The sequence below is a fragment of the uncultured Sphingomonas sp. genome (assembly GCF_913774285.1).
GTDB lineage: Bacteria > Pseudomonadota > Alphaproteobacteria > Sphingomonadales > Sphingomonadaceae > Sphingomonas.
This window is the reverse complement of record NZ_CAJYHX010000027.1, coordinates 17,444-39,109: the sequence shown is the minus strand read 5'-3', so window position 1 is coordinate 39,109 and position 21,666 is coordinate 17,444. Positions and strand designations below refer to the sequence as shown.

The window sequence follows — 21,666 nt, the reverse complement described above, 5'->3', positions numbered from 1 at the left end:
AACCGCATGCGCATCGTCGACGTCAACGAGTTCTACTCTCCCACCGGCGGCGGCGTTCGCACCTATCTCGATCGCAAGATGGGCCTGATGGCCGATCTGGGCCACGAACTGATCGTCGTCGCCCCCGGCGCCGAGAATGCGGTGGAGGAGAGGCCCGGCGGCGGCGCGATCCACTGGATCAAGGCCCCGCCGCTGCTGCTCGACCGCAACTACCGCATCTTCGTCAAGGACGAGCCGGTCTGGGCCGCGCTCGATCGGCTCAAGCCGGATATCGTCGAGAACAGCTCGCCCTGGCTGCCCGCCTGGACGGTGGGGCGCTGGCAGGGCGACGCGCTCAAGGTCTATTTCGCGCATGGCGACCTGGTCGGCACCTATCCGCAGCGCTGGCTCGACAATGTCGCGACGCCGCTTCAGGTCGAGCAGGCGTTCGGCTGGTACACCAAGTACATGGCGCGCTTCCTCGCGCACTATGACGCGTTCGTGACCAACGGACCCGCGCTCGCCAAGAGGTTCGAGCGGCGCGGGCTCAAGGTCGATGCGTCGGTGCCGCTGGGGATCGACCGGGGCTGGTTCTCCCCCGATCTGCGCGACGAGAAGCTGCGCGTCTCGCTGCTCGCCCAATTGGGCCTGCCGCCCGAGGGGCATCTGCTGCTCGGGCTGGGGCGCCAGCACAAGGAAAAGCGCTGGCCGCTGGTGATCGAGGCGGTGGAAGCCGCAGCGAACGACCTGCCGGTGGGGCTGATGCTGCTCGGCGACGGGCCGCAGCGCGCGCAGCTCGAGGCGCTGATCGCCGACAGTCCCCACATCCGCATCTTCCGTCCGGTCTATGACCGGCTGCGCCTGTCGCGGATCATCGCCAGTTGCGACGCGCTGATCCACGGATCGGATGCCGAGCCTTTCGGGCTGGTCGTCTGGGAGGCGCTTGCGTCCGGGCTGCCGCTGATCGGGCCCGACGAGGGCGGGTTCGCCGAGATCGCCGAGCCGCCTTTCGCCGAAACCTATGCCGCGCGCGATACGCTCTCCGCTGCGGATGCGATCCGGCGGCTGTTCGCGCGCGACCAGACGATCCTGCGCCACGCTGCACGGGTTGGCGCCGCCAAGGTGCGCAGCGACGCCGATCACGCAGCTGCGCTGATGGACTATTATGCCGGCTTGCTGGCCGCCCGGCGCGGCGGTGCCGCCGAGGGCATCTCCGGCGCGGCATAGACGGTGGTCGGCACCGTGCCGATCCAATAGGTGCCGCGCGTGACATAGCCAAGGCGGTGAAGATAGTGCTGGACGCGGGCGCGTATTGCCAGCCGCTCGCCGCGGAACGGCGTGCGCATCACCACCACGGCGGGGCGCTGGGCGAAGATGCGGTCCACCTCGGCGATCTGGTCGACCCCAAGTGCGCCGTTTTCGCGCTCGCGCGACAAATGGCTGGGAAAAAGCCAGGGGCTCAGCGCGCAGCGGCCAGTGGCGCCGTAGAGCATCGAGTCGCCCGACTGGACGTAGAGGCAGCCCGGTCCCCGGCCGATCGCGTCGGCGATCGTCGCCAGCTGGGCGGCGTTGCCGCGCTTGGCCTGGGCAGCGAGCACGCAGATCGTGCCGGCGATCAGCGCCACCGCGAGCAGGATCGGCGCGACGAGGCGGCGACCGATCTGGTCCTGTGTGAAGAAGGCGGCGCAGCACAGGCTGCCCGGTACCATCACGGGCAGCGCGTAATGCGGGAACCAGGAGCCGAATACGAGCAGCCCGACCATCGCCGCGACCAGCCAGCCGAGCAATAGTCCCTCGGCGGAGTTCGGCCCGCCCGCGCGCCGCAGCCGCGCCCAGCCGAGGCCGCTCAGCACCAGCAGCGGCGCGAGCGGCACCATCACTTCGAAGAAAGCGCCCACCAGGTCGATGAAAGGATCGCTCCGGCGATCGAGGATCGAGCCGAAATTGGCATAGGTCCAGGCATCGAGATAGCCGAGCCAGGCATAAGCGCCGCCCGCGAGCAATGTCGGCAGCATCGCCATGCCGGCATAGCCGAGGCCGCGCCGGGCGACATGATGGAGGTTGGCACCCAGCACCGATTCGCGGCGCAGCAGCCACAGGCCGAGGAACAGCCCTTCGAACAGCACGGTGTACTTCACCTGCAGCGCCAGCCCGATCAGCAGCATCGCCAGCAGGTTGCGGCCGATCCGCATCGGATCGCCGTCGCGATCGTCGGCCCGCGGTAGCAGCAGCGCGACTGCGCCCATGGTGAGCAAATTGTAGAAGACCGGCGCCTGCCCGCCCTGGCCGTCCGCCACGTTGAGCATCAGGATGTAGAGCAAGGCAGCCGGTAGCGCGCCGGAGCCCCACCCCACCCGGTCGGCGGTCCGCGCGATCATGCCGGCGGTGAGCACCACGCAGGCGAGCGCCATCAACTGATAGGCGAGGATGCCCCAGGGCAAGCCCAGCGCCGCCGCGGGGGCATAGAGCAGGAACAGCCCGAGGGGCTTGCGATCCCAGATGTCGACAAAGGGCAGCGCGCCGTGGAGCAGACGCTGGGCGGTGACCCAGTAGAATTGCTCGTCCACCGCGACCAGCGGATTGCCGAAGGTGACGGCACGCACGGCCACCGCTGTCGCCAGCAGCGCCATCCAGCGCGGCAGGGCTGCCGCTGCGGCGGCGAAGCCAGCTTTCGGCTCGGCAATGCCGAGGGAAGCGATACGCGTTGCCATCAGCGGGCGATGCTGCGCGCCAAGGAGGGTGGAGCCGCAGTCATGCGGCGAGGCGACCGGGCGAGGCCCGGCGCGGTTGGGAATGCTTTCACGTGCGCCTTCGTCTCCGTGCCGCCGGCGGATTTCCCGCTCGGCAGGGTGCGTTCCCCCAGTTGTCACGCCCCGAAAACCCGATTCGCTCAAATGCCTAGCCCAGCTTTGCGCCGCTGTCACGAACCCGACACCTAGCCGCGGCAGGGAGCGCTCGACCGAAAAAGGGACGCGACCAAATGACTCTTCGACTCGACCGCCGCGCGCTGCTGCTCACCGGAACCCTGGGCATCGGCGCGCTCGCCCTACCCGGCATTGCGCTCGCGCAAGCGACCGCGCGCGGCTTCACCCATTCGGTGGCGAGCGGCGAGCCGGGGCCGGACACGATGCTGCTGTGGACGCGCTACGTCCCTGGCGATGGCGGCGCGGTGAAGCTGCGCGCGCAGATCGCCACCACCGCCGACTTCACCCGCATCGTCGCCGAGGGCGAACAGATCACCGGCCCTTGGCGCGACCATACCGCCAAGGTGACCGTTGCCGGCCTCGCACCGGACACGCGCTACTTCTACCGCTTCGTGGCACCCGACGGCAGCTTCTCGCCCGTCGGCCGCACCAAGACGCTGCCGCTGGGCGACGCCCGCCGCTTCGGCATTGCGGTCTTCTCCTGCTCGAACCTGCCGTTCGGCTGGTTCAATGCCTATGGCCATGCCGCCGCGCGCGACGACATCGACCTGTGGGTGCATCTCGGCGACTATCTCTACGAGTACAAGCAGGGCGGCTATGCACCCGCCGGCGGCGCGATCGGCGGCCGCTGGCCCGAGCCGGCGGGCGAGATGATCCATCTGGCGGACTATCGCCTGCGCTACGCCAGCTACCGCGCCGATCCCGATCTCCAGGCGCTCCATGCCGCCAAGCCGATGCTCGTCCAGTGGGACGATCACGAGAGCGCCAACGACAGCTGGGAAGGCGGTGCCGAGAACCACCAGCCGGACCAGGAAGGGGACTGGAGCGCGCGCAAGGCGGCGGCGATGCAGGTGTTCCGCGAATGGATGCCGGTCTCCGAGACGCCTTGGGGCACCTACGAGATCGGCACGCTGGCGACCTTCTTCCGCACCGAGAGCCGCTTGCTCGCACGCAGCCAGCAGCCCGAAGTCGCGCCGCTGTTCAAGGAGGCCGACCCCGTCAAGGCGCTCACCGCCTTCCGGGACGGACCTTGGCACGATCCGGCGGTGACCATGCTCGGCAGCGAGCAGGAAGTGTGGCTTGACCATGTGATGCGCCGCTCGGTGAAGGCGGGGCAGCGCTGGCAGGTGGTCGGCTTCGGCACGATCATGGGCAATCTGTCGACGCCCGCCGCGGCCATGGACTGGCTGGCGCCCGACGCCAATCCGCGCGCCAAGGCCTATGTCCAGGCGGGCGTGCTCGCGGGCAAGCTGGGGCTGCCGCTCGGCTATGACAGCTGGGGCGGCTATCCGGCTGCGCGGGCGCGGTTCCTGAAGTCCTCGCAGAGCATGGGTGCCAACCTGCTGGTGGTGTGCGGCGACAGCCACAATGCCTGGGCGTTCGACCTCGCGCAGGACGGCAAGGCGGCGGGTGTCGAGTTCGCGGGGCAGGCCGTGACCTCGCCGGGCTTCGAAAGCGCACTCAAGACGGATCCGAAGGTGATCGCTGCCGCGATGGTGAACGCCAACCCGGAGCTGAAATGGTGCGACACCAGCCGCCGCGGCTATATGGCGCTGACGCTGACGCCGGAGCAGGCGCGTAACGACTGGGTATTCGTGGAGACGGTGGCCGAGCGCAGCCTCAAGGCGAGCGTGGGGCACAGCGCGATCGTGCAGCGCGGCCGGAACGTGATGGCGTAACGCGAATAATAGAAGAGAGCGCACCCTCCCCGCCAGGGGGAGGTGGGCCGCGAAGCGGGTCGGAGCGGGAGGACGCAAAACTGCTTCCGTTCTGGCATCCTCCCCCTCCGTCGCCTTCGGCGCCACCTCCCCCGGGCGGGGGAGGATACAGGAGACTAGCCTAGCCAGACTGCTGCAGCCACGAGCGTGGCGCCGGCCATCAGCGCCGTCGCGATCCAGCCGCCCGCCTTGGTAATCGCCATGGCAACCCCGGTATCCACAACCGGCGCCTCCAGTCTTGCCGCCGCCGTGCGCAGCAACCGGGGCGCGTCCTCGCCGAGCTCCACCAGTGCCAGCGCCAACGCCGCCGAACTCGCCGCCATTCGCGCCGGTCCGAATCGGTTCGCCAGCAGCGCCACCTGCGCCCGCCCGATCGCGCCGGACAGGTCGAAGCCCGGCGCGATGCGATCGAGCACGCCGTCCATCGTCACCATCGCCTTGAACACCAGCAGCAGGTCCGGTGGCAGCACCAGCCCTTCCTCGCGCAGCAGCCGCAGGAAATCGGGCATCATCGCGGACAGGACGAGCTTGCCCCCGCCATGGCGCTGGACGATCGCCTCGGCCGCGCGGTCGATGGTGCGGCGGAGCACGTCATGGCCCTCGCTCCACAGCGCCAGCGTGTCGGCGAGGGCCCGCGCGTTGCCGCCGGTCAGCGCGAGCACGAAGGCGATGAACTCGTCGCGGCGCTTGGGCCCGACATGGCCGATCGAGCCGAGGTCGAGCAGCGCCAGCCTGTCGCCGGGCAGGCAGAGCAGGTTGCCGGGATGCGGATCGGCATGGAAGCGGCCGTTGACCAGCACCATCGCGATCACGGTATCGGCGCCCAGCTCGGCGATGGCTTCGGGATCGATCCCGGCGGTCCGCAGCGCTTCGCCCGATACCGGCTTCACGCCGGCGATATAGTCCATCACCAGCAGCGTTTCGGACGTCCACTGCCAATGGATCTCCGGCACCACGACGCGGCGGTTGTCGGCCATGTCGACGCGCAGCAGATCGGCGTTGCGGCCTTCGTTGGTGAAGTCGAGTTCTTCGAGCAGCGCCTGGCGAAGCTGGCGGGCGAGCGCCACCGGCTCGAAGCGACGTGCCTCCGCGCTGCTCTTCGCGACCAGCGCGGCGAGCTCGCCGATCAGCCGAAGGTCCGCTTCCATCGCCGCGCGGATGCCGGGGCGGCGCACCTTCAGCACCACCTCGCGGCCGTCGGCCAGCCGCGCGCGGTGTACCTGCGCCATCGAGGCGGCGGCCAGCGGCTGAGGATCGAACCAGGCGAACGCTTCTTCCGGCGGCATGCCGAGGGCGGCTTCTACTTCGGCTCGGATTGCCTCGAAGGGCAAGGTCGGCGCGGCGCTCTGGAGCAGCTCCAGTTCGGCGATCCACTCGGGCGGCAGCAGGTCGCCGCGGGTGGCGAGGATCTGGCCGATCTTCACGTAGGTCGGGCCCAGCGCTTCCAGTGCCAGCCGGGTGCGGCGGGGGAGCGGCAGCGCGCCGGTTTCGGGATCGGCCGCATCGGCCTCTCCCGCAAAGCCGAGCCGCTCCAGCAGAACGCCCAGCCCGAACCGCGCCGCCACGGCCGCCACGGTCCGCACCCGGGCGGAGTCGCGGACCGTGGCGGTGAGCAGCCGGAGCATCAGTCGAGCGACTTGGTGGCCTGCTCGAACATGTCCTTGCTGAGCCCAGGGCTGGCGACGATGCGCTCCAGCTCGCCGCGCATCAGCGCCGCGCGATCGGCGTCGAAGCGCTTCCAGCGGCCGAGCGGCGGCACCAGCTTGGCGGCGGTCTGCGGGTTGAGCTTGTCGAGCGCGATCAGCTGGTCCGCGACGAAGCGATAGCCGCGGCCCGAAGGCTCGTGGAACGCCCGCTGGTTGATGCTGAACGCGCCGACCAGCGCCCGCGCCCGGTTCGGATTGGCCAGCGTGAAGTCGGGGTGCCGAGCGAGCTTCTCGACGGCGGCAAGGGTATCCTCGCGCGAGGACAGCGCCTGGGTCTGGAACCACTTGTCCAGTACCAGCGCGTTGCCGGCATAGCGCTGGTAGAAGGCCTCGATGGCCTTTTCGCGCAGTGACGAGGTGCCGTTGACCAGCGTGGCGAGGCCGCCCTGACGATCGGTCATGTTGTCCGCCGCCTCGAACTGGGCATAGGCGAGCTCCGCCGCATCGGCCGCACCGCTCGCGGCGATATAGCCGAGCGCCACGTTCTTGAGGCGGCGCGCGCCCTTGGCGGCCGGCGAATATTCGAAGCGGTTCGCCCGCGCGCCCTCATAGGCGGCGCGCCATTCGGCCTCGAGCAGATTGCCGAGATCGGCGCGCAGGGCTTCGCGGGCGCGGAAGATCGCGTCCGGATCGACCACCGCCATCTGGTCGCCGATGAAGCTGTCCGAAGGGAGCAGCACCGCCTCGGCGATGAAGGCGCGGTCGAGCGACGGATCGGTCAGCGTGTTGCGGACGGCGTCGATCAGTGCGCCATGCTCGCCCTTGCCCGTGGTCACCGCGGCGACGAGCGTGTCGAGCATCAGCTGCTGCATCGCCTCGTAGCGCGCGAACGGATCGTCGTCATGCGCCGAGAGGAAAGCGAGGTCCGCCGCGCTGCGATTGGCGTCGACGATCACCGGCGCCGAGAAGCCGCGGTTGATCGAAAGCACTGCACGCTCTGGCAGCCCCTCGAAGCGCAGTTCCTGTTCGGGCTTGTCGAGCAGCACCAGCTGCTCGTCGGTCAGCGGCGCGCCGCTCTTCTCGCCGAACAGGCGGATCTTGAGCGGCAGGACCATTGGCTCCTTGACCGGCTGGCCCGGCGTCGGCGGCACGGTCTGGGCAAGCGCGAGGCGGGTGGTGCCGCCGTCCTGGACGAGGTTGGCCGAGACGCGCGGCGTGCCCGCCTGGCTGTACCAGCGGCGGAACTGGCCGAGATCGACGCCGCCTGCCTCTTCCATGCTCGCGACGAAATCCTCGCAGGTGGCAGCGGTGCCGTCGAAGCGATCGAAATAGAGATCGGTCGCGGCGCGGAACTTCTGCGGCCCCAGGATGGTGGCCATCATCCGGATCAGCTCGGCGCCCTTGTTGTAGATGGTCGCCGTGTAGAAGTTGGATATCTCGATATATTCGTCCGGGCGCACGGGATGCGCGAGCGGACCGGCATCCTCGGGGAACTGGCTGGCGCGAAGCGAGCGCACGTCCTCGATCCGCTTGACCGCGGCCGAGCCCTGGTCGGCAGAGAAGCTCTGGTCGCGGAAGACGGTGAAGCCTTCTTTCAGGCTCAGCTGGAACCAGTCGCGGCAGGTGACGCGGTTGCCCGACCAGTTGTGGAAATATTCATGGGCGACCACGGCGGCGATCGCGTCATAGTCCCAGTCGGTGGCGGTATCGGGGTCGGCGAGGATGTAGCGGCTGTTGAAGACGTTCAGCCCCTTGTTCTCCATCGCGCCGAAGTTGAAGTCGTCGACCGCGACGATGTTGAACACGTCGAGATCATATTCGCGGCCATAGACCTCCTCGTCCCACTTCATGCTGAGCTTCAGCGCGTGAAGAGCGTGGTCGGTCTTGGGCAGGTCGGGCGCGCGGACATAGATGCCGAGCTGCACCTCGCGGCCCGACATGGTCGTGAAACTGCCGGTGTTGGCGACGAGGTCACCCGCGACCAGCGCGAACAGGTAGCTCGGCTTGGGGAAGGGGTCGTGCCATTCGGCCCAGTGACGGCCGTCCTCGGCATCGCCCTGCGCGATCGGATCGCCGTTAGCGAGCAGCACGGGGAAGCGCGCTTTGTCCGCGGTCATGTGGACCTTGTACTTCGACAGCACGTCCGGCCGATCGGGGAAGAAGGTGATGCGGCGGAAGCCCTCGGCCTCGCACTGGGTGCAGAGCATCCCCGACGAGGCATAGAGACCCTGCAGCTGGGTGTTGCGCTCGGGCGCGATCACTACTTCGGTCTCGATCGTGTGGGCATCGCCGGTGAGCGGGATCACCAGATCCTGCCCATCCATCCGCCAGTTTTGCGCGGCGACCCCGTCGACCTTCACCGCAGCGGCTTCGAGCCCGTCGCCATTCAGCACCAGCGCGCGATCATGCGCGCCGTTGCGGGTGACGTGGAGCGTGGCGCGCACCCGGGTCGCGGCGGGGTCGAGATCGAAATCGAGCGCGATCTCGGGGACCAGCCAGTCGGGTTGACGATAATCCTCACGGCGAATGGCCTGGGGAGCTGCGGCGGCGATGCGGGCGTCACTCATACCGGTTCGATATAGGACAAGCGGTCGCGCCTGCTACTCTATTCTCTCGATTACCTTGGTCGGAAACATCATTCGTGTTTCGACATGCCGTTACGGCATCGGAATGTATCAAGCGGCGCGAGGGTGGGAATTGACCGCCCCTTCATCCCTGCTAGGCTTGAAATATTCTTGCGATCAACAGGGAAACCCGATGCTTCGACCGACTGCGCCGCTTGCTCTTCTCCTCGTCGCGGCGTCGCCCGCACTCGCCCAGACCGCGGCCGAGCGGAACGCCGTCATTACCGCGCCGCTGCCCGCCGACCAGGCGGCGCTGAAGAGCCATGTGATGTTCCTGGCATCCGACGCGCTGAAGGGCCGGGAGGCGGGGTCGCCGGAGTTCGAGATCGCGGCGAACTATGTGGCGTCGCAATTCTACGCCGCGGGCCTCAAGCCGGCGGGCGATGACGGCGGCTATCTGCAGAAGGTGCCGCTGGTCAGCTACAAGCTCGACGGCACCGGCGCCATGTCGATCGGCCGCGGCAAGGGGGCGCCCGTGGCGCTCGAAGCCGGCAAGGACTTCATCGTCGGCGCCAACCCCGAAAAGCCCGAATACAGCGTCACCGCACCGGTTGTGTTCGTCGGCTACGGCATCGTCGGGCTGGGGCGTGACGACTACAAGGGCGTCGACGTGAAGGGCAAGATCGTCGCCTTTTTCGGCGGCGCGCCGTCGAGCTTCCCCGGCGAGGAAGGCGCGCACTTCCAGAACCCCGCGGCCAAGGCCGAGATCGCGAAGAAGCACGGCGCGATCGGCTATATCACGCTCGAATCGCCGCTCACCGCCAAGACGCGGCCCTTCGCGATGTATGCCGCTTATGCCAACCGGCCGCGCGTAACCTGGGGCAACGCCGATGGCACCGGCCATATCGCAGCACCTGGCGTGCCGGGGCTCGGCCTGCTGAGCATGGCGGGCGCCGGGAAGCTGTTCGCCGGCGCGAAGACGCCGTGGTCGGCGATCGCCAAGGCCGCGGCGGTCGACGGCGCGACCTTCAAGGCACTCCAGCTGCCGGGCACGCTGACGATCGCGACCAAGACCGTGCTCACCCCGATGCCGAGCTTCAACGTGGCGGGCCTGATTGAGGGCAGCGATCCCAAGCTGGCCGGCGAAGTCGTCATGCTCTCCGCGCATCTCGATCATATCGGCGTGGGCAAGCCCGACGCGAAGGGCGACACGATCAACAACGGCGCGCTCGACGACGCGATCGGCACCGCCTCGCTGATCGAGGAAGCCAAGCGTTTCAAGGCAGCCGGCACCAAGCCGCGCCGCTCGATCCTGTTCCTGGCGGTGACGGCGGAGGAGAAGGGGCTGGTCGGCTCCGACTATTTCGCCAACAACCCGACGATCAAGAACAGCATCGTCGCCGACGTGAACCTCGACATGCCGATCATCACCTATCCGTTCGAGGATATCGTGGTCTACGGCGCCAACCATTCGACGCTGGGGCCGATCGTCGCCAAGGCGGCGGCCGAGATCGGCGTGAAGATGTCCGACGATCCGCTGCCCGGCGAAAATATCTTCGTGCGGTCGGACCATTACAACTTCGTCCGCAAGGGCGTGCCCTCGGTGTTCCTGTGGCCGGGTGCCGGTGGTCCAGGTCGCGCGGCGATCGATCACTTCATGAAGAACCATTACCACCAGCCCTCGGACCAGATCGACCAGCAGCCGGCGATCAACTGGCAGTCGGGCGTGCGCTTCGTCGACGTGAACTTCCGCATCGCCAACGCGATCGCGAACGGCGACGAACGGCCGGTGTGGAACAAGGGCGACTTTTTCGGCGTCACCTATGACGGTCCCGGCGCGAAGTAAGCCCTGGTGAAACGCGCGCTGCTTGCCCCGCTCCTGCTCGCCGGCCCCGCGCTGGCGCAGCAGGCGCCGCCGCTCACCCCCGAACAGGCGGCGATCAAGGCGCATGTCCAGTTCCTCGCCTCGGATGCGCTGCGCGGTCGCGAGGCGGGAACGCGCGACTTCGATGTGGCGGCCGAATATGTTGCGGCGCGGATGCTCGCGATCGGGCTCCAGCCGGGCGCGAATGGCGGCTGGTTCCAGCCGGTCAAGCTCGTCACCTACCGTCCGGCCGAGAAGGCGGTGTGGACGCTGAAGCGCGGCGGCAAGGACGTGCCGTTCGCGTTCGGCAAGGATTTCGTCAACGAGCCGGTGCCCTCGTCACCCGACTTCAAGACGGAAGGCGAGGTCGTCTTTGCGGGCTACGGCATCGTCTACCCGCAGGGGAAGCGCGACGACTACAAGGGGCTCGATGTGCGCGGCAAGATCGTCGCGATCCTCGACGGCACCCCCAAGGGTCTGCCCAACGAGGTCAACGCGCATTTCGGCGATGACGGGCAGAAGGCGCGGCTGGCGGCGGCGCGCGGCGCCAAGGCGGTGCTGATCGTCGAGACGATCGCGCGGGCCAAGGACTTCAGCGTCGAGAAGTTCGCGCCCTATTATGCCTATCCGCGCACCGGCTGGGCGGGGCCGGACGGCGTCGCCAACGCCGTGTCCCTCCAAGCCCCGGTCGTCGGCCAGGTGAGCCAGGCCGGCGCGGCCAAGCTGTTCGAGGGCGCGCGCATCCGCTGGTCCGACGTGCTCGCCGCGCAGACGCGCGGCAGCCGCATGCCGACGGGTGCGCTTACCGGCACGCTGGCGGTGGCGAGCAAGACGCGTCTGTCGACGCGGGACAGCCACAATGTCGTGGGCAGGATCGAGGGCAGCGACCCCACGCTCAAGGCGCAGACGGTGGTGCTCTCCGCCCATCTCGACCATGTCGGCGTCGGCGAGCCGGTGAAGGGCGACACGATCTACAACGGCGCGATGGACAATGCCATCGGCGTGTCGATGCTGCTGGAGATCGCCAAGGCAATCGAGGAAAGCGGCAAGCACCCGCGCCGCTCGCTGCTGTTCGTGGCGCTCACCGCCGAGGAGAAGGGGCTGATCGGTTCTGACTATTTCGCGCATTTCCCGACCGTGCCCAAAGGCTCGATCGTCGCGGACGTCAATTTCGACATGCCGATCCTTACCTATCCGCTGGTCGACCTCGTCGTGCTGGGCGGCGAGCGATCGAGCATCGGCCCGGTGGTCGCCGCCGCGGCCAAGGCCGAGGGGCTGGGCGTGGTGCCCGATCCCGAGCCGGACGAGATGTTCTTCGTCCGCTCCGACCATTACAGCTTCGTGCAGGCGGGCATTCCGGCGGTGTCGATCGACACCGGCCCCGGCGGCACCGGTGCGGTGGCGGCGCGCAAGTTCCTCGACGGGAATTACCACAAGCCGTCGGACCAGATCGACCTGCCGTTCGACTGGAATTCGGCGGTGAAATACAAGCATGTCGGGCTGGCGACGGTGCAGGCGCTCGCCGACGGCGACGCGCGGCCGAGCTGGAACCAAGGCGACTTTTTCGGGATGCTGTTCGGGAGCGTGCAGTGAGCGTCGTCCGCCTGCTGGTGTTTGGCCCTGGCTATACCGCGTCTCGGCTGATGGCGGCCGTGCAGGCCGGGGGCGGCGAGGTCGCCACGGTGACCCGCGCGACCTTCGACGACCAGCCACGCACCCGTGCAGAAATCGCGGCAGCGACGCACATCCTCTCCAGTATCCCGCCGGGGGATGCCGATCCAGTGCTCGCCGCCTATGGCGCCGATCTCGCGGCAAGCGGCAAGTGGCTCGGCTATCTCTCCTCCACCGGCGTCTATGGCGATACCGGGGGGGGCTGGGTCGACGAAAGCGCGCCGTTGCGGGGGCGGCGCGGCGGCCGGGTCGAGGCGGATCTCGGCTGGGGGGCGCTGCCCAACGCGCATGTTTTCCGCCTGCCAGGCATCTACGGCCCCGAGCGCTCGGCGCTGGAGCGGATGGCGGCGGGGGCGACTCGCGTCTACTTCCCCGGCCAGGTGTTCAGTCGGGTGCATGTCGACGATCTCGTCGCCGGAGTGATCGCGGCCTTCGAGGGGCCGCCCGGCGCCTACAATCTCGCCGACGACCTGCCCGCGCCGCAGGCCGAGGTGCTCGCCTATGCCGCCGAGCTGCTCGGCATCGATCCTGGCCCGGCGGTGACGCCCGACGAGGTCGAGCTCAGCGCCGCCTCGCGCGCTTTTTATGCCGAGAACCGGCGGGTGGCGAACGGCAAGGCGAAGCGCCTGCTCGGCTGGCGGCCGCGCTACGCCGATTACCGGTTGGGCCTGCGCGCCCTCAAGGCGAGCACCAGCCCGACCAGCACCAGCGCGCCGCCGCCCACCGCCAGCAGCGACCAACGATAGCCCTCGAACAGCGTCGACAGCAGCATCGCGATCACTGGGATCAGCACGCTGGTATAGGCCGCCTTGGCCGGCCCGATGGTGCGGATCAGCTGGAAATAGATGGTGAAGGTGATCGAGGAGCCGATCACGCCAAGATAGACGATGCCGAGCAGATAGGCGGGCCGCGTCTCGATCACCGGCGGGCCGACCGTGGCGAGCGCGAAGCCCGCATCGAGCGCTGATCCGATCAGCATTGCCCAGCCGAGCGTCGTCGCCATCGGATAGGCCTTGGCGGTGCCGGTCGCCTGCATCACGTTGGCGACCGAGGCGGAGAGCACGCCCGCCAGTGCGATGCCGATCCCGAGCAGCGCCTCGTGCGGCCCGACCGGATTGAGCCGGGCCTCGTGGAGGAACAGCAGCGCCACGCCCGCCATCGCCACGATCGAACCGATCAGCAACTGACGCCCCATCTTCTGGCCGAGGAAAATGCGCGCGAGAATCGCGTTGGGCACCAGCAGCAGCGCATAGACCACCGCGACGACACCCGAGGTGACGTGCGATTCGGCGCGGTAGACGAAGTTGAAGTTGAGCACGAACTGGGCGAGCCCCAGGCAGGCGGCGAAGGCGAGGCCGCGCGCGTCGAGCAGGAGCCGGTCGCGCCGGAACGCCGCCCAGAGCAGCGTCGACACCCCGGCGACGAGGAAGCGATAGCTCACCGACCAGCTCGGCGGCACCACCGCCAACTGGTCCTTGATGACCAGCCAGGTCGAGCCCCAGATCAGCGTCACCAGCAGGAAGGGGATCAGGACCGTCAGCCGGGCGGAGCGGGGGGTGTCGGCGCTGATCAAAGCGCTGCGATCGCTTGCGCCAGCGGCTGGATCGCGTTTTCGGCCTGGTCCCAGCTGGTGACGAGACGCACCTCGCCCTCGGCCCAGTCGTAGAAGTCGAAGCCCAGCGCGCGCAGGGCTTCGGCTTCGGCGGGGTTCGCCTTCAGGAACACCTCGTTCGCCTGCACCGGGTGCACCAGCCGGTCGCCGGCCGCCTCGGCGAGCAGCCGCGCGCCCGCGTTGGCGGCGCGGGCATTGGCCAGCCACACATCGTTCTCCACCATCGCCAGCAGCTGCGCGGCGAGATAGCGCCCCTTGGAGAAAAGCAGCCCCGCACGCTTGCGGCGGTAGAGCGTAACGTCAGCGAGTTCGGGCCGGAAGAACACCAGCGCCTCGGCACTCATGCCGCCGTTCTTGACGAAGCCGAAGCTCAGCGCATCGACACCGGCGCGCCAGGTGACGTCGCCCGGATGGCAGCCGAGATGCGCGACGGCGTTGGCGAAGCGCGCCCCGTCCATATGCAAGCCCAGCTTGCGCCCCTTGGCGAGGTCGCCGATCGCCGCGACTTCGTCGGGCGTGTAGACCAGGCCATATTCGGTGGCGTTGGTGATCGAGATGGCGTGCGGCTGCACCTGGTGCACGTCGTTGCGGATCGGGTCGATCACCGCATGGATCGCCTCGGGCGTCAGCTTCGCGCCCGGCCCGGTGGCGGTGAGCAGCTTGGCGCCGTGGGTGTAGAATTCCGGCGCCCCGCCCTCGTCGCAATTGATGTGCGCATCGCGGTGGCAGACGATGCCGCCATGCGGCGGGCACAGCGCGGTCAGTGCCAGGCAGTTCGCCGCGGTGCCGGTCGGCACCCACAGCGCCCGCACCTGGGTGCCGAACAGGTCGGAGAAGGCGCCGTCCAGCCGTTTCGACCAGGCATCGCCGTCATAGGCGGTGTCGAGCGTGTTGGCGTCGACCAGCGCCTGGAGCACGGGCGGGCAGACGGCGGCGGCATTGTCCGAAAAGAAGCGCATGGCCAGACCCTTGCGGCCTGGCACACGCCCGGTCAACGGTCTGTTACGGCGCGCGGCGCAGCGGCTGGGCCTCACACAGGATCAGCGCGAACCAGTCCTTCTCGTCGGTCCATTGTTCGATCGGGGTCCAGCCGCCCGAACGGAGCAGCTGGCGCGCGCCGTTGGGGCCGTATTTGTGGCTGTTCTCGGTGTGGATCGTCTCGCCCGCCGCCACCGCGAAGGGACGGCCGTCGACGGTGAAGTCCACGTCGCCCTGCGCCTCAAGATGCATTTCGATGCGGGCGCAGTCGGCGTTCCAGATCGCGCGGTGGCGGAAGGCGTCGACCGGGATCGTGCCGTCCAGCTCGCGATTGATCCGCTCGAGCAGGTTGAGGTTGAACGCCGCGGTCACGCCCGCCGCATCGTCATAGGCGGGGACGAGGATCTCGGGCGACTTCACCCGGTCCATGCCGATCAGCAGCCGCGCGCCTTCGCCCAGCCATTCGCGCATCGCGCGCAGCAGGTCGACCGCGTGCCAGGCATTCATGTTGCCGATCGTCGAGCCGGGGAAGAAGCCGAGCTTGGGCAGCGTCGCCACCTGCTCCGGCAGCGGCACCGGGCGGAGGAAGTCCGCCTCGACCGGATAGACCGGCAGGCCGGGGAATGCCTGAGAGAGCTGGGCGGCCGAGTGGCGCAGGAACTCGCCCGAAATGTCGATCGGCACATAGGCGGCGGGCTCGATCGCCCGGAGCAGCCGCGGCGTCTTTACCGACGAGCCGGAGCCGAACTCGACCACCGCCGCATTGGGCGCGGCGAGCGCGCCCAGGTCGGCGGAAATCGATTCGAGCAGCGCCGTCTCGGTGCGGGTCGGATAATATTCGGGGAGCTCGGTGATTTCCTCGAACAGTTCCGAGCCGCGGCGGTCGTAGAACCAGCGTGCCGGAATCGCGCGCGGGCTGGCGGCGAGGCCGGTCAGCACGTCGGCGCGGAAATGGGGGTCGGCAAGGCTCGCCTGGCCGTCTTCGAGTTCCTGCTTGAGCATCAGAGGTCCTTCGCCAGACGTACGCCGGTGAACTGCCAGCGCTGGTGGGGGTAAAAGAAGTTGCGGTAGCTGGCGCGGACATGGCCGCGCGGGGTGGCGCAGCTGCCGCCGCGCAGCACGAACTGCCCGCTCATGAACTTGCCGTTATACTCGCCGACCGCACCCTCGGCGGTGCGGAAGCCGGGATAGGGGCGATAGGCGCTGCCGGTCCATTCCCAGACGTCGCCGAACCAGGCGGGGCCGCCGGTGGAGGGGCGCGGCTCGACCGGTCCTGCGGCATCGAGCTGGTTGCCGCCCAGCGGGTCGGTGCCAGCGGCTGCGGCTTCCCATTCGAACTCGGTCGGCAGCCGCGCGCCCGCCCAGCTGGCATAGGCATCGGCCTCGAAGAAGCTGACATGGGTGACCGGCGCGGCGGGGTCGATCGGGCGGCGGCCGTCGAGCCCGAAGCGCGTCCAGACGCCGTCGACCTGCTGCCAGTAGAGCGGCGCGGCGATGCGGTTGGCCTGCACCCAGGCCCAGCCGTCCGACAACCAGTGGCGCGGATCGGCATAGCCGCCATCGGCGATGAACGCCGCCCATTCGCCATTGGTAATCGTGCGATCGGCCAGCGCGTGCGGGTGAAGCAGCGTGGGGTGGCGCGGGGTCTCGCAGTCGAAGGCGAAGCCCGACAGGTCCTCGGGCATGTCGATGCCCGCGTTGGCCTGGCCTGTCGGGCCTTCGATCCAGCCGATCGGTCCGGGCATCGCCACCGGCACCTTGGCGGCACCGGGCCATATTGCCGGCTCGAGCGGGTTGACCGAGAAATGATGGAGGATGTCGGTGAGCAACAGCTCCTGGTGCTGCTGCTCGTGCTGGCAGCCGAGCGCGATCAGCGCCAGCGCCTCGGGCGGCAGCGTCGGCATCGCGGCGACGATCGCCGCATCCACCGCCGCGCGATAGGTGCGGACCTCGTCCAGCGTCGGCCGCGAGAGCATGCCGCGGCGGGGGCGGGCATGGCGCTGGCCCTCGGCCTCGTAATAGCTGTTGAACAGGAAGGGCCAGCGTTCGTCGAACAGGCGATAGCCGGGCACATGATCGCGCAGCACGAAGGTCTCGAAAAACCAGGTGGTGTGGGCGAGATGCCATTTGGCAGGCGAGGCGTCGTCCATCGACTGGAGCGTCGCATCGGCATCGGACAGCGGCGCCACCAGCGCGGTGCTGAGCGCGCGGACGGCCGAGAAACGGCCCGCCAGGGCAACCGGGGCGGCGGCAGTGGCGGGCATCGTTCGCATTCTGTTCTCCTACCGCAGGCCGGTTGCGGCGGCAACCCATACGGTGGGATGCGCGCAGGAGCGGCTATTGGTTACGAGGCCCCCCGGGGATCCACAAAACGTCCGCCGCGCCCTTTTGGTTCATGGTGCGCGCTGCCACGAACAAAAAATCTGAAAGTCTATTGAGATAGACGAGTGCGTTGCTGCTCAGCCCGCCCTGGTCGTTGGCGGCCACCGCGGCGCGTTCGGCACGACGGGTGATCGCGCGGGCAAGGTGGATCGCCGCCGCGGCCGGAGTGCCGCCGGGCAGGACGAAGCTGTTGAGCGGTTCCAGCTCGTCGTTCAACGCGTCGATCGCAGCCTCCAGCCACGCAATCTGCTCGGGCGTGATCCGCAGCGCGCCTTCGCGGTCGCCCGGCGTGGCGAGGTCGGCGCCGAGATCGAACAGGTCGTTCTGGATGCGGGCGAGCGTGGCCTCGAGCGGGTCGCCGGGGGCGAGCGTGGTGCGCGCGACACCGATCGCGCTGTTCGCCTCGTCGACATCGCCGATCGTCTCCATCCTGGCCGAAGCCTTGGAAACGCGCGAGCCGTCCGCCAGCCCCGTGGTGCCGGCGTCGCCGGTGCGGGTGTAGATCTTGTTGAGCTTGACCATGGTGGCGAGGGTAGGGCGGATGCGCAGCCGTGGCCAGAGGGCGGAGGGACAGGGTCCCACCGTATCCTCCCCCGCCAGGGGGAGGTGGCCCGCGCCAGCGGGTCGGAGGGGGAGGACGCACGCCGGCCCAGGGGTTCTGGCATCCTCCCCCTCCGTCAGGCTGCGCCTGCCACCTCCCCCTGGCGGGGGAGGAAACGCTGGGGACGCGGGCTGGTGGACCATTGCGGCGGAACCCCTTGAAAGCGCGACCGTTCGAAGGGCCTGCCTCGTCTGGGGAGACGTCCCGTGCCCGATCCCGTACCGCTTCGCACCCGATCCTATGGCTTGCCCTTGCACCCGATCGTGCTCGGCCTGCCCTTCGTCTGCTTCTTCGCGGGCATGCTCACCGACATCGCCTATTTCCAAACCTATGACATCAGCTGGAAGAATTTCTCCGACTGGCTGATCGCCGGCGGCATGGTGCTGGGCGCGCTCGGCGCGATCGTGGGCATTGTCGATCTGCTCCGCCCGGCGGTGCGCGCCAACCGACTGCTTACCCCCTATGCGATCGCCTATGCCGTCGCCATGGTGTTGGCGCTGCTCAACAACTTCATCCACAGCCGCGATGCGTACGGCGCGATGCCGGCGGGGCTGATCCTGTCGGTGCTGACCGTGCTCATCCTTACCGGCGCGTCGGCGCTTGGCGCGATCCTGCTGCGCCAAAGCCTGTTCGGAGGGGTTCGCTGATGCGTGCACTGCTTCTCGCCGCGAGCGCCACGCTCGCGCTCGCCGGCTGCGCCAGCAAGGGCGGCGACACCAGCCAGCAGATCGGCGGCGATCCCAAGTTGCCGGACATCCAGCAATATCTCGTGCCGCCGATGCACGTGGTGCCGCCCGCCCCATGGGGCAGCGGCAAACCCAAGGTGCCGGCGGGGATGAAGGTCCAGGCCTTCGCCACCGGGCTCGCCAAGCCGCGCTCGGTCTACACGCTGCCCAATGGCGACGTGCTGGTGGTCGAGACCGACGGCCCGTCCGAGCCGATTCACCGCCCCAAGGACGTGGTGATGAACCTGATCCAGGCACACGCGCACGGCGGCGGCAAGGCGGGGATGGACATCATCCTGCTCCGCGATGCGAACGGCGACGGTGTGCCCGAGCTCAAGACCAAGTTCCTCACCGGGCTCAACTCGCCCTTCGGCGTGGCGCTGGTCGGCGGCGACCTCTACGTCGCCAACACCGATGCGATCCTGCGCTTCCCCTATCAGACGGGGCAAACCAGCATCACCGCGGCGGGCACCAAGCTGGTCGACCTGCCGGGAGGCCCGATCGACCATCACTGGACCAAGAGCCTGGTCGCCAGCCCCGACGGCACCAAGCTCTATGTCGGGGTGGGATCGAACAGCAACATCACCGAGAACGGCATGGATGCCGAGCGCGGTCGCGCCGCGATCTGGGAGGTCGATCGCGCGAGCGGCGCCTACCGGCTCTACGGCACCGGCCTGCGCAACCCGAACGGCCTGCAGTTCGAGCCGCTGACCAACGTGCTGTGGACCGTGGTCAACGAGCGCGACGAGCTGGGGCCGGACCTGGTGCCGGATTACCTCACCTCAGTGCGCGACGGCGGCTTCTATGGCTGGCCGTACAGCTATTGGGGCCAGCACGTCGACCCGCGGGTAAAGCCGCAGCGGCCGGACCTCGTCGCCAAGGCGATCAAGCCGGATTACGGCCTGAGCAGCCATGTCGCCCCGCTCGGCATGGTGTTCGCCGCCAATGCCGCCGCGCTCCCGCCGCAGTGGCGCTCGGGCGCGTTCATCGGCGAGCATGGAAGCTGGGATCGCGGCCATCTCAACGGCTACAAGGTGATCTATGTGCCGTTCGCCGAAGGGCGGCCGTCGGGCAAGGCGGTCGACGTGGTCACCGGCTTCGTCGATGGCGAGAAGGCGCATGGCCGCCCGGTCGGCCTCGGGCTCGACAAGACCGGCGCGCTGCTGATCGCCGATGATCTCGGCAACACGGTGTGGCGGGTCAGCGGAGGCTGACCCCCAGCTCAGCTCTTGGCGGAGGCGATCAGCAGGATCAGCGCGGCGACGCCGATCGCCACCGCCTGGAACAGGATGCGCTTCTGCATCAGCTTGTTCGATCGCAACGCGCGCTGGCTGGGGCCGTCGCCTTCCAGATCCTGCGTGGTGGTGCCGGCCATGTTGACCAGCCCCTTGATGAGGAAGAACAGCGTCGCCAGGACCGCTGCGAGGAACAGGATCGCGAGGAACAACATCGCGGTACCCTACGCCTCGATTTGCCCGAAGCCAATCGGTACTTCCCCTTTGCGCAGTTTGTCGGAGAGAGCCCGGCCGTCTTCGCTTGCCAGCCGCAGCGACTCCAGCGTCGGCGCGCCGTGCCGCTTGGCGAGGCGCTGGCCATCCGGCCCCGCAAGCAGGGGGTGGTGACGGTACTCGGGCGTCGGCAGGTCGAGCAGCGCCTGTAGGAGGCGATGGACATGGGTGGCGGCGAACAGATCGGCCCCGCGTACGACATGGCTGATGCCCTGCGCGGCATCGTCCACCGTCACGGCGAGGTGATAGCTGGCCGGCGCGTCCTTGCGGGCGAGGATCACGTCGCCATGGCGCAGCGGATCGGCAACGACGATGCCGGCATGGGCATCGTGCCAGGTCAGCGGCCCCGTCCGTGCGACCGCCTTCGCCATGTCGATTCGCCAGCTATGCGGACGCGTCTGGTCCGGATCGACCAGCCCACGGCAGGTGCCGGGATAGAGCGGGCCGTCCGGCCCGTGCGGCGCGGAAAGGCTCGCAGCGATATCGGCGCGGGTGCAGAAACAGGGGTAGAGGAGCCCCATGGCCCGCAGCCGGTCGAGCGCATCCTGGTACAGCCCCAGCCGCTGCGACTGGAAGGTCGGCGGTTCGTCCCATTGCAGCCCCAGCCAGTCGAGATCCGTGAGGATGGCTGCCACATGTTCAGGCCGCGAGCGCGTGCCGTCGATATCCTCGATGCGCAGGGTGAAACGACCGCCGCGCTCCCTTGCGAAGTCGTGCGCCTGCAGCGCGGAATAGGCGTGGCCGAGATGGAGTCGACCGGTGGGGCTGGGGGCAAATCGGGTGTGGATATTCATGGATGTGGCTCTTGACCGTGAGTCGCGGCATATGCTGTCATGCGGGCGTCACGCTTCTGCGCAAGAGGCGAGGCACCGAAATCGAGGGTGAGGTTCTTGCATGTACCATCCCGATCTGATCCGCCATCCGGATGGGTGCCCGGCGCTCGTGCTGAACGCCGATTACACGCCGCTCAGCTATTATCCCCTGAGCGTGTGGCCCTGGCAGACGGCGATCAAGGCGATCTTTCTCGACCGTGTCGACGTCGTCTCCTATTATGAACGCGAGGTGCGAAGTCCCAGCGCGGTGCTGAAGCTCCCTTCGGTCATCGCGCTCAAACAATATGTGAAGCCTTCGCAATTTCCCGCCTTCACCCGGTTCAATCTGTTCCTCCGCGACAAGTTCGCCTGCCAATATTGCGGATCGCACCGGGATCTCACCTTCGACCACGTCATTCCCCGCGCCCAGGGCGGCCGCACCACCTGGGAAAATGTCGCCACCGCCTGCGCGCCCTGCAACCTGAAAAAGGGCGGCCGCACCCCCCAGCAGGCCGGCATGCCGCTCTACATCCAACCGATCCGGCCGACGAGCTGGCAGCTCCAGGAACATGGCCGCCGCTTTCCGCCCAACCATCTCCACGAAACCTGGCGCGACTGGCTCTATTGGGACATCGAGCTGGAGGCCTGAGCGACCACCGCTCCGCAAAATCCCTGTGTGTTA

Annotated in this window: 18 protein-coding genes; 8 read left to right on the top strand and 10 right to left on the bottom strand. The window is 68.5% G+C overall.

The annotated features are described in order from the left end of the window. Positions 1-6 precede the first annotated feature (6 nt). Entirely contained in the window at positions 7-1,206 is a 1,200-nt protein-coding gene (locus tag QZ670_RS14085; protein ID WP_294256500.1) for a glycosyltransferase, read from the top strand. Here QZ670_RS14085 and QZ670_RS14080 read toward each other — a convergent pair. After that, positions 1,143-2,690, bottom strand: coding sequence for a hypothetical protein (locus tag QZ670_RS14080; protein WP_294256499.1), 1,548 nt, complete (start codon positions 2,688-2,690; stop codon positions 1,143-1,145). The two genes, QZ670_RS14085 and QZ670_RS14080, sit on opposite strands and share 64 nt — an antisense overlap. Positions 2,691-2,959: 269 nt before the next feature. Here QZ670_RS14080 and QZ670_RS14075 point away from each other — a divergent pair, with 269 nt between their 5' ends. After that, positions 2,960-4,582, top strand: a complete 1,623-nt coding sequence (locus tag QZ670_RS14075) for an alkaline phosphatase D family protein (RefSeq protein ID WP_294256496.1) — start codon at positions 2,960-2,962, stop codon at positions 4,580-4,582. A gap of 155 nt (positions 4,583-4,737) precedes the next feature. Here QZ670_RS14075 and QZ670_RS14070 read toward each other — a convergent pair whose 3' ends face one another. Together QZ670_RS14070 and pepN are read right to left on the bottom strand one after the other, a co-directional pair. Next, complete coding sequence (locus tag QZ670_RS14070) at positions 4,738-6,246, bottom strand: AarF/ABC1/UbiB kinase family protein (protein WP_294256494.1); 1,509 nt, start codon at positions 6,244-6,246, stop codon at positions 4,738-4,740. After that, on the bottom strand, positions 6,246-8,834 hold the full coding sequence (gene pepN, locus QZ670_RS14065; RefSeq protein WP_294256493.1) for an aminopeptidase N: 2,589 nt from the start codon (positions 8,832-8,834) through the stop codon (positions 6,246-6,248). Before pepN ends, QZ670_RS14070 begins: the two co-directional genes overlap by 1 nt. 190 nt (positions 8,835-9,024) lie before the next feature. Here pepN and QZ670_RS14060 point away from each other — a divergent pair, with 190 nt between their 5' ends. Genes QZ670_RS14060 through QZ670_RS14050 form a run of 3 tightly spaced genes read left to right on the top strand, consistent with a single transcriptional unit; the run spans position 9,025 to position 13,112 of the window. Beyond that, positions 9,025-10,677 carry a M28 family metallopeptidase gene (locus QZ670_RS14060; RefSeq protein ID WP_294256491.1) on the top strand — a complete coding sequence of 551 codons (1,653 nt, stop codon included), beginning with the start codon at positions 9,025-9,027 and terminating at the stop codon, positions 10,675-10,677. Between the two features lie 6 nt (positions 10,678-10,683). Continuing rightward, complete coding sequence (locus QZ670_RS14055; protein WP_294256489.1) at positions 10,684-12,288, top strand: M28 family peptidase; 1,605 nt, start codon at positions 10,684-10,686, stop codon at positions 12,286-12,288. Continuing rightward, positions 12,285-13,112, top strand: coding sequence for an NAD(P)-dependent oxidoreductase (locus QZ670_RS14050; protein WP_294256487.1), 828 nt, complete (start codon positions 12,285-12,287; stop codon positions 13,110-13,112). The genes QZ670_RS14055 and QZ670_RS14050 overlap by 4 nt, the downstream gene beginning before the upstream one ends. On the opposite strand, the gene QZ670_RS14045 is transcribed toward QZ670_RS14050, so the two are convergent. From QZ670_RS14045 to QZ670_RS14025, 5 genes are all read right to left on the bottom strand, one after another. Then, the gene (locus QZ670_RS14045) at positions 13,022-13,939 is read right to left on the bottom strand and encodes an EamA family transporter (protein ID WP_294256485.1); all 918 of its coding nucleotides are present in this window, start codon (positions 13,937-13,939) and stop codon (positions 13,022-13,024) included. The genes QZ670_RS14050 and QZ670_RS14045 overlap by 91 nt on opposite strands. Further along, positions 13,936-14,937: a beta-eliminating lyase-related protein gene (locus QZ670_RS14040; RefSeq protein WP_294256483.1), complete on the bottom strand. Its 1,002-nt coding sequence runs from the start codon at positions 14,935-14,937 to the stop codon at positions 13,936-13,938. The genes QZ670_RS14045 and QZ670_RS14040 overlap by 4 nt, the downstream gene beginning before the upstream one ends. A gap of 43 nt (positions 14,938-14,980) precedes the next feature. Beyond that, on the bottom strand, positions 14,981-15,958 hold the full coding sequence (gene egtD, locus QZ670_RS14035) for an L-histidine N(alpha)-methyltransferase (protein WP_294256481.1): 978 nt from the start codon (positions 15,956-15,958) through the stop codon (positions 14,981-14,983). Continuing rightward, positions 15,958-17,229, bottom strand: coding sequence for an ergothioneine biosynthesis protein EgtB (gene egtB, locus QZ670_RS14030; protein WP_294256480.1), 1,272 nt, complete (start codon positions 17,227-17,229; stop codon positions 15,958-15,960). The genes egtD and egtB overlap by 1 nt, the downstream gene beginning before the upstream one ends. Before the next feature lie 64 nt (positions 17,230-17,293). Beyond that, positions 17,294-17,860 carry a cob(I)yrinic acid a,c-diamide adenosyltransferase gene (locus QZ670_RS14025; RefSeq protein WP_294256478.1) on the bottom strand — a complete coding sequence of 189 codons (567 nt, stop codon included), beginning with the start codon at positions 17,858-17,860 and terminating at the stop codon, positions 17,294-17,296. A 285-nt stretch (positions 17,861-18,145) separates the two neighbouring features. Between QZ670_RS14025 and QZ670_RS14020 the strand changes: the two genes are divergently transcribed. Continuing rightward, positions 18,146-18,586 carry a DUF2231 domain-containing protein gene (locus QZ670_RS14020; RefSeq protein WP_294256477.1) on the top strand — a complete coding sequence of 147 codons (441 nt, stop codon included), beginning with the start codon at positions 18,146-18,148 and terminating at the stop codon, positions 18,584-18,586. Beyond that, entirely contained in the window at positions 18,586-19,878 is a 1,293-nt protein-coding gene (locus tag QZ670_RS14015) for a sorbosone dehydrogenase family protein (RefSeq protein ID WP_294256475.1), read from the top strand. Before QZ670_RS14020 ends, QZ670_RS14015 begins: the two co-directional genes overlap by 1 nt. Positions 19,879-19,886: 8 nt before the next feature. Here QZ670_RS14015 and QZ670_RS14010 read toward each other — a convergent pair whose 3' ends face one another. Together QZ670_RS14010 and gluQRS are read right to left on the bottom strand one after the other, a co-directional pair. Continuing rightward, the gene (locus QZ670_RS14010; protein ID WP_093297005.1) at positions 19,887-20,114 is read right to left on the bottom strand and encodes an HIG1 domain-containing protein; all 228 of its coding nucleotides are present in this window, start codon (positions 20,112-20,114) and stop codon (positions 19,887-19,889) included. A gap of 9 nt (positions 20,115-20,123) precedes the next feature. Then, on the bottom strand, positions 20,124-20,966 hold the full coding sequence (gene gluQRS / locus QZ670_RS14005; RefSeq protein WP_294256473.1) for a tRNA glutamyl-Q(34) synthetase GluQRS: 843 nt from the start codon (positions 20,964-20,966) through the stop codon (positions 20,124-20,126). 100 nt (positions 20,967-21,066) lie between these two features. Between gluQRS and QZ670_RS14000 the strand changes: the two genes are divergently transcribed. Continuing rightward, entirely contained in the window at positions 21,067-21,633 is a 567-nt protein-coding gene (locus tag QZ670_RS14000; protein WP_294256471.1) for an HNH endonuclease, read from the top strand. The last annotated feature ends 33 nt before the right edge of the window (positions 21,634-21,666 follow it).

Coding starts and splice junctions, on each gene's coding strand:
- QZ670_RS14015 (WP_294256475.1), top strand. CDS start 18,586: ATGCGTGCACTGCTTCTCGCCGCGAGCGCCACGCTCGCGCTCGCCGGC.
- QZ670_RS14075 (WP_294256496.1), top strand. CDS start 2,960: ATGACTCTTCGACTCGACCGCCGCGCGCTGCTGCTCACCGGAACCCTG.
- QZ670_RS14025 (WP_294256478.1), bottom strand. CDS start 17,860: ATGGTCAAGCTCAACAAGATCTACACCCGCACCGGCGACGCCGGCACC.
- QZ670_RS14070 (WP_294256494.1), bottom strand. CDS start 6,246: ATGCTCCGGCTGCTCACCGCCACGGTCCGCGACTCCGCCCGGGTGCGG.
- QZ670_RS14010 (WP_093297005.1), bottom strand. CDS start 20,114: ATGTTGTTCCTCGCGATCCTGTTCCTCGCAGCGGTCCTGGCGACGCTG.
- QZ670_RS14040 (WP_294256483.1), bottom strand. CDS start 14,937: ATGCGCTTCTTTTCGGACAATGCCGCCGCCGTCTGCCCGCCCGTGCTC.
- egtD (WP_294256481.1), bottom strand. CDS start 15,958: ATGCTCAAGCAGGAACTCGAAGACGGCCAGGCGAGCCTTGCCGACCCC.
- egtB (WP_294256480.1), bottom strand. CDS start 17,229: ATGCGAACGATGCCCGCCACTGCCGCCGCCCCGGTTGCCCTGGCGGGC.
- QZ670_RS14000 (WP_294256471.1), top strand. CDS start 21,067: ATGTACCATCCCGATCTGATCCGCCATCCGGATGGGTGCCCGGCGCTC.
- gluQRS (WP_294256473.1), bottom strand. CDS start 20,966: ATGAATATCCACACCCGATTTGCCCCCAGCCCCACCGGTCGACTCCAT.
- QZ670_RS14060 (WP_294256491.1), top strand. CDS start 9,025: ATGCTTCGACCGACTGCGCCGCTTGCTCTTCTCCTCGTCGCGGCGTCG.
- QZ670_RS14080 (WP_294256499.1), bottom strand. CDS start 2,690: ATGGCAACGCGTATCGCTTCCCTCGGCATTGCCGAGCCGAAAGCTGGC.
- QZ670_RS14085 (WP_294256500.1), top strand. CDS start 7: ATGCGCATCGTCGACGTCAACGAGTTCTACTCTCCCACCGGCGGCGGC.
- pepN (WP_294256493.1), bottom strand. CDS start 8,834: ATGAGTGACGCCCGCATCGCCGCCGCAGCTCCCCAGGCCATTCGCCGT.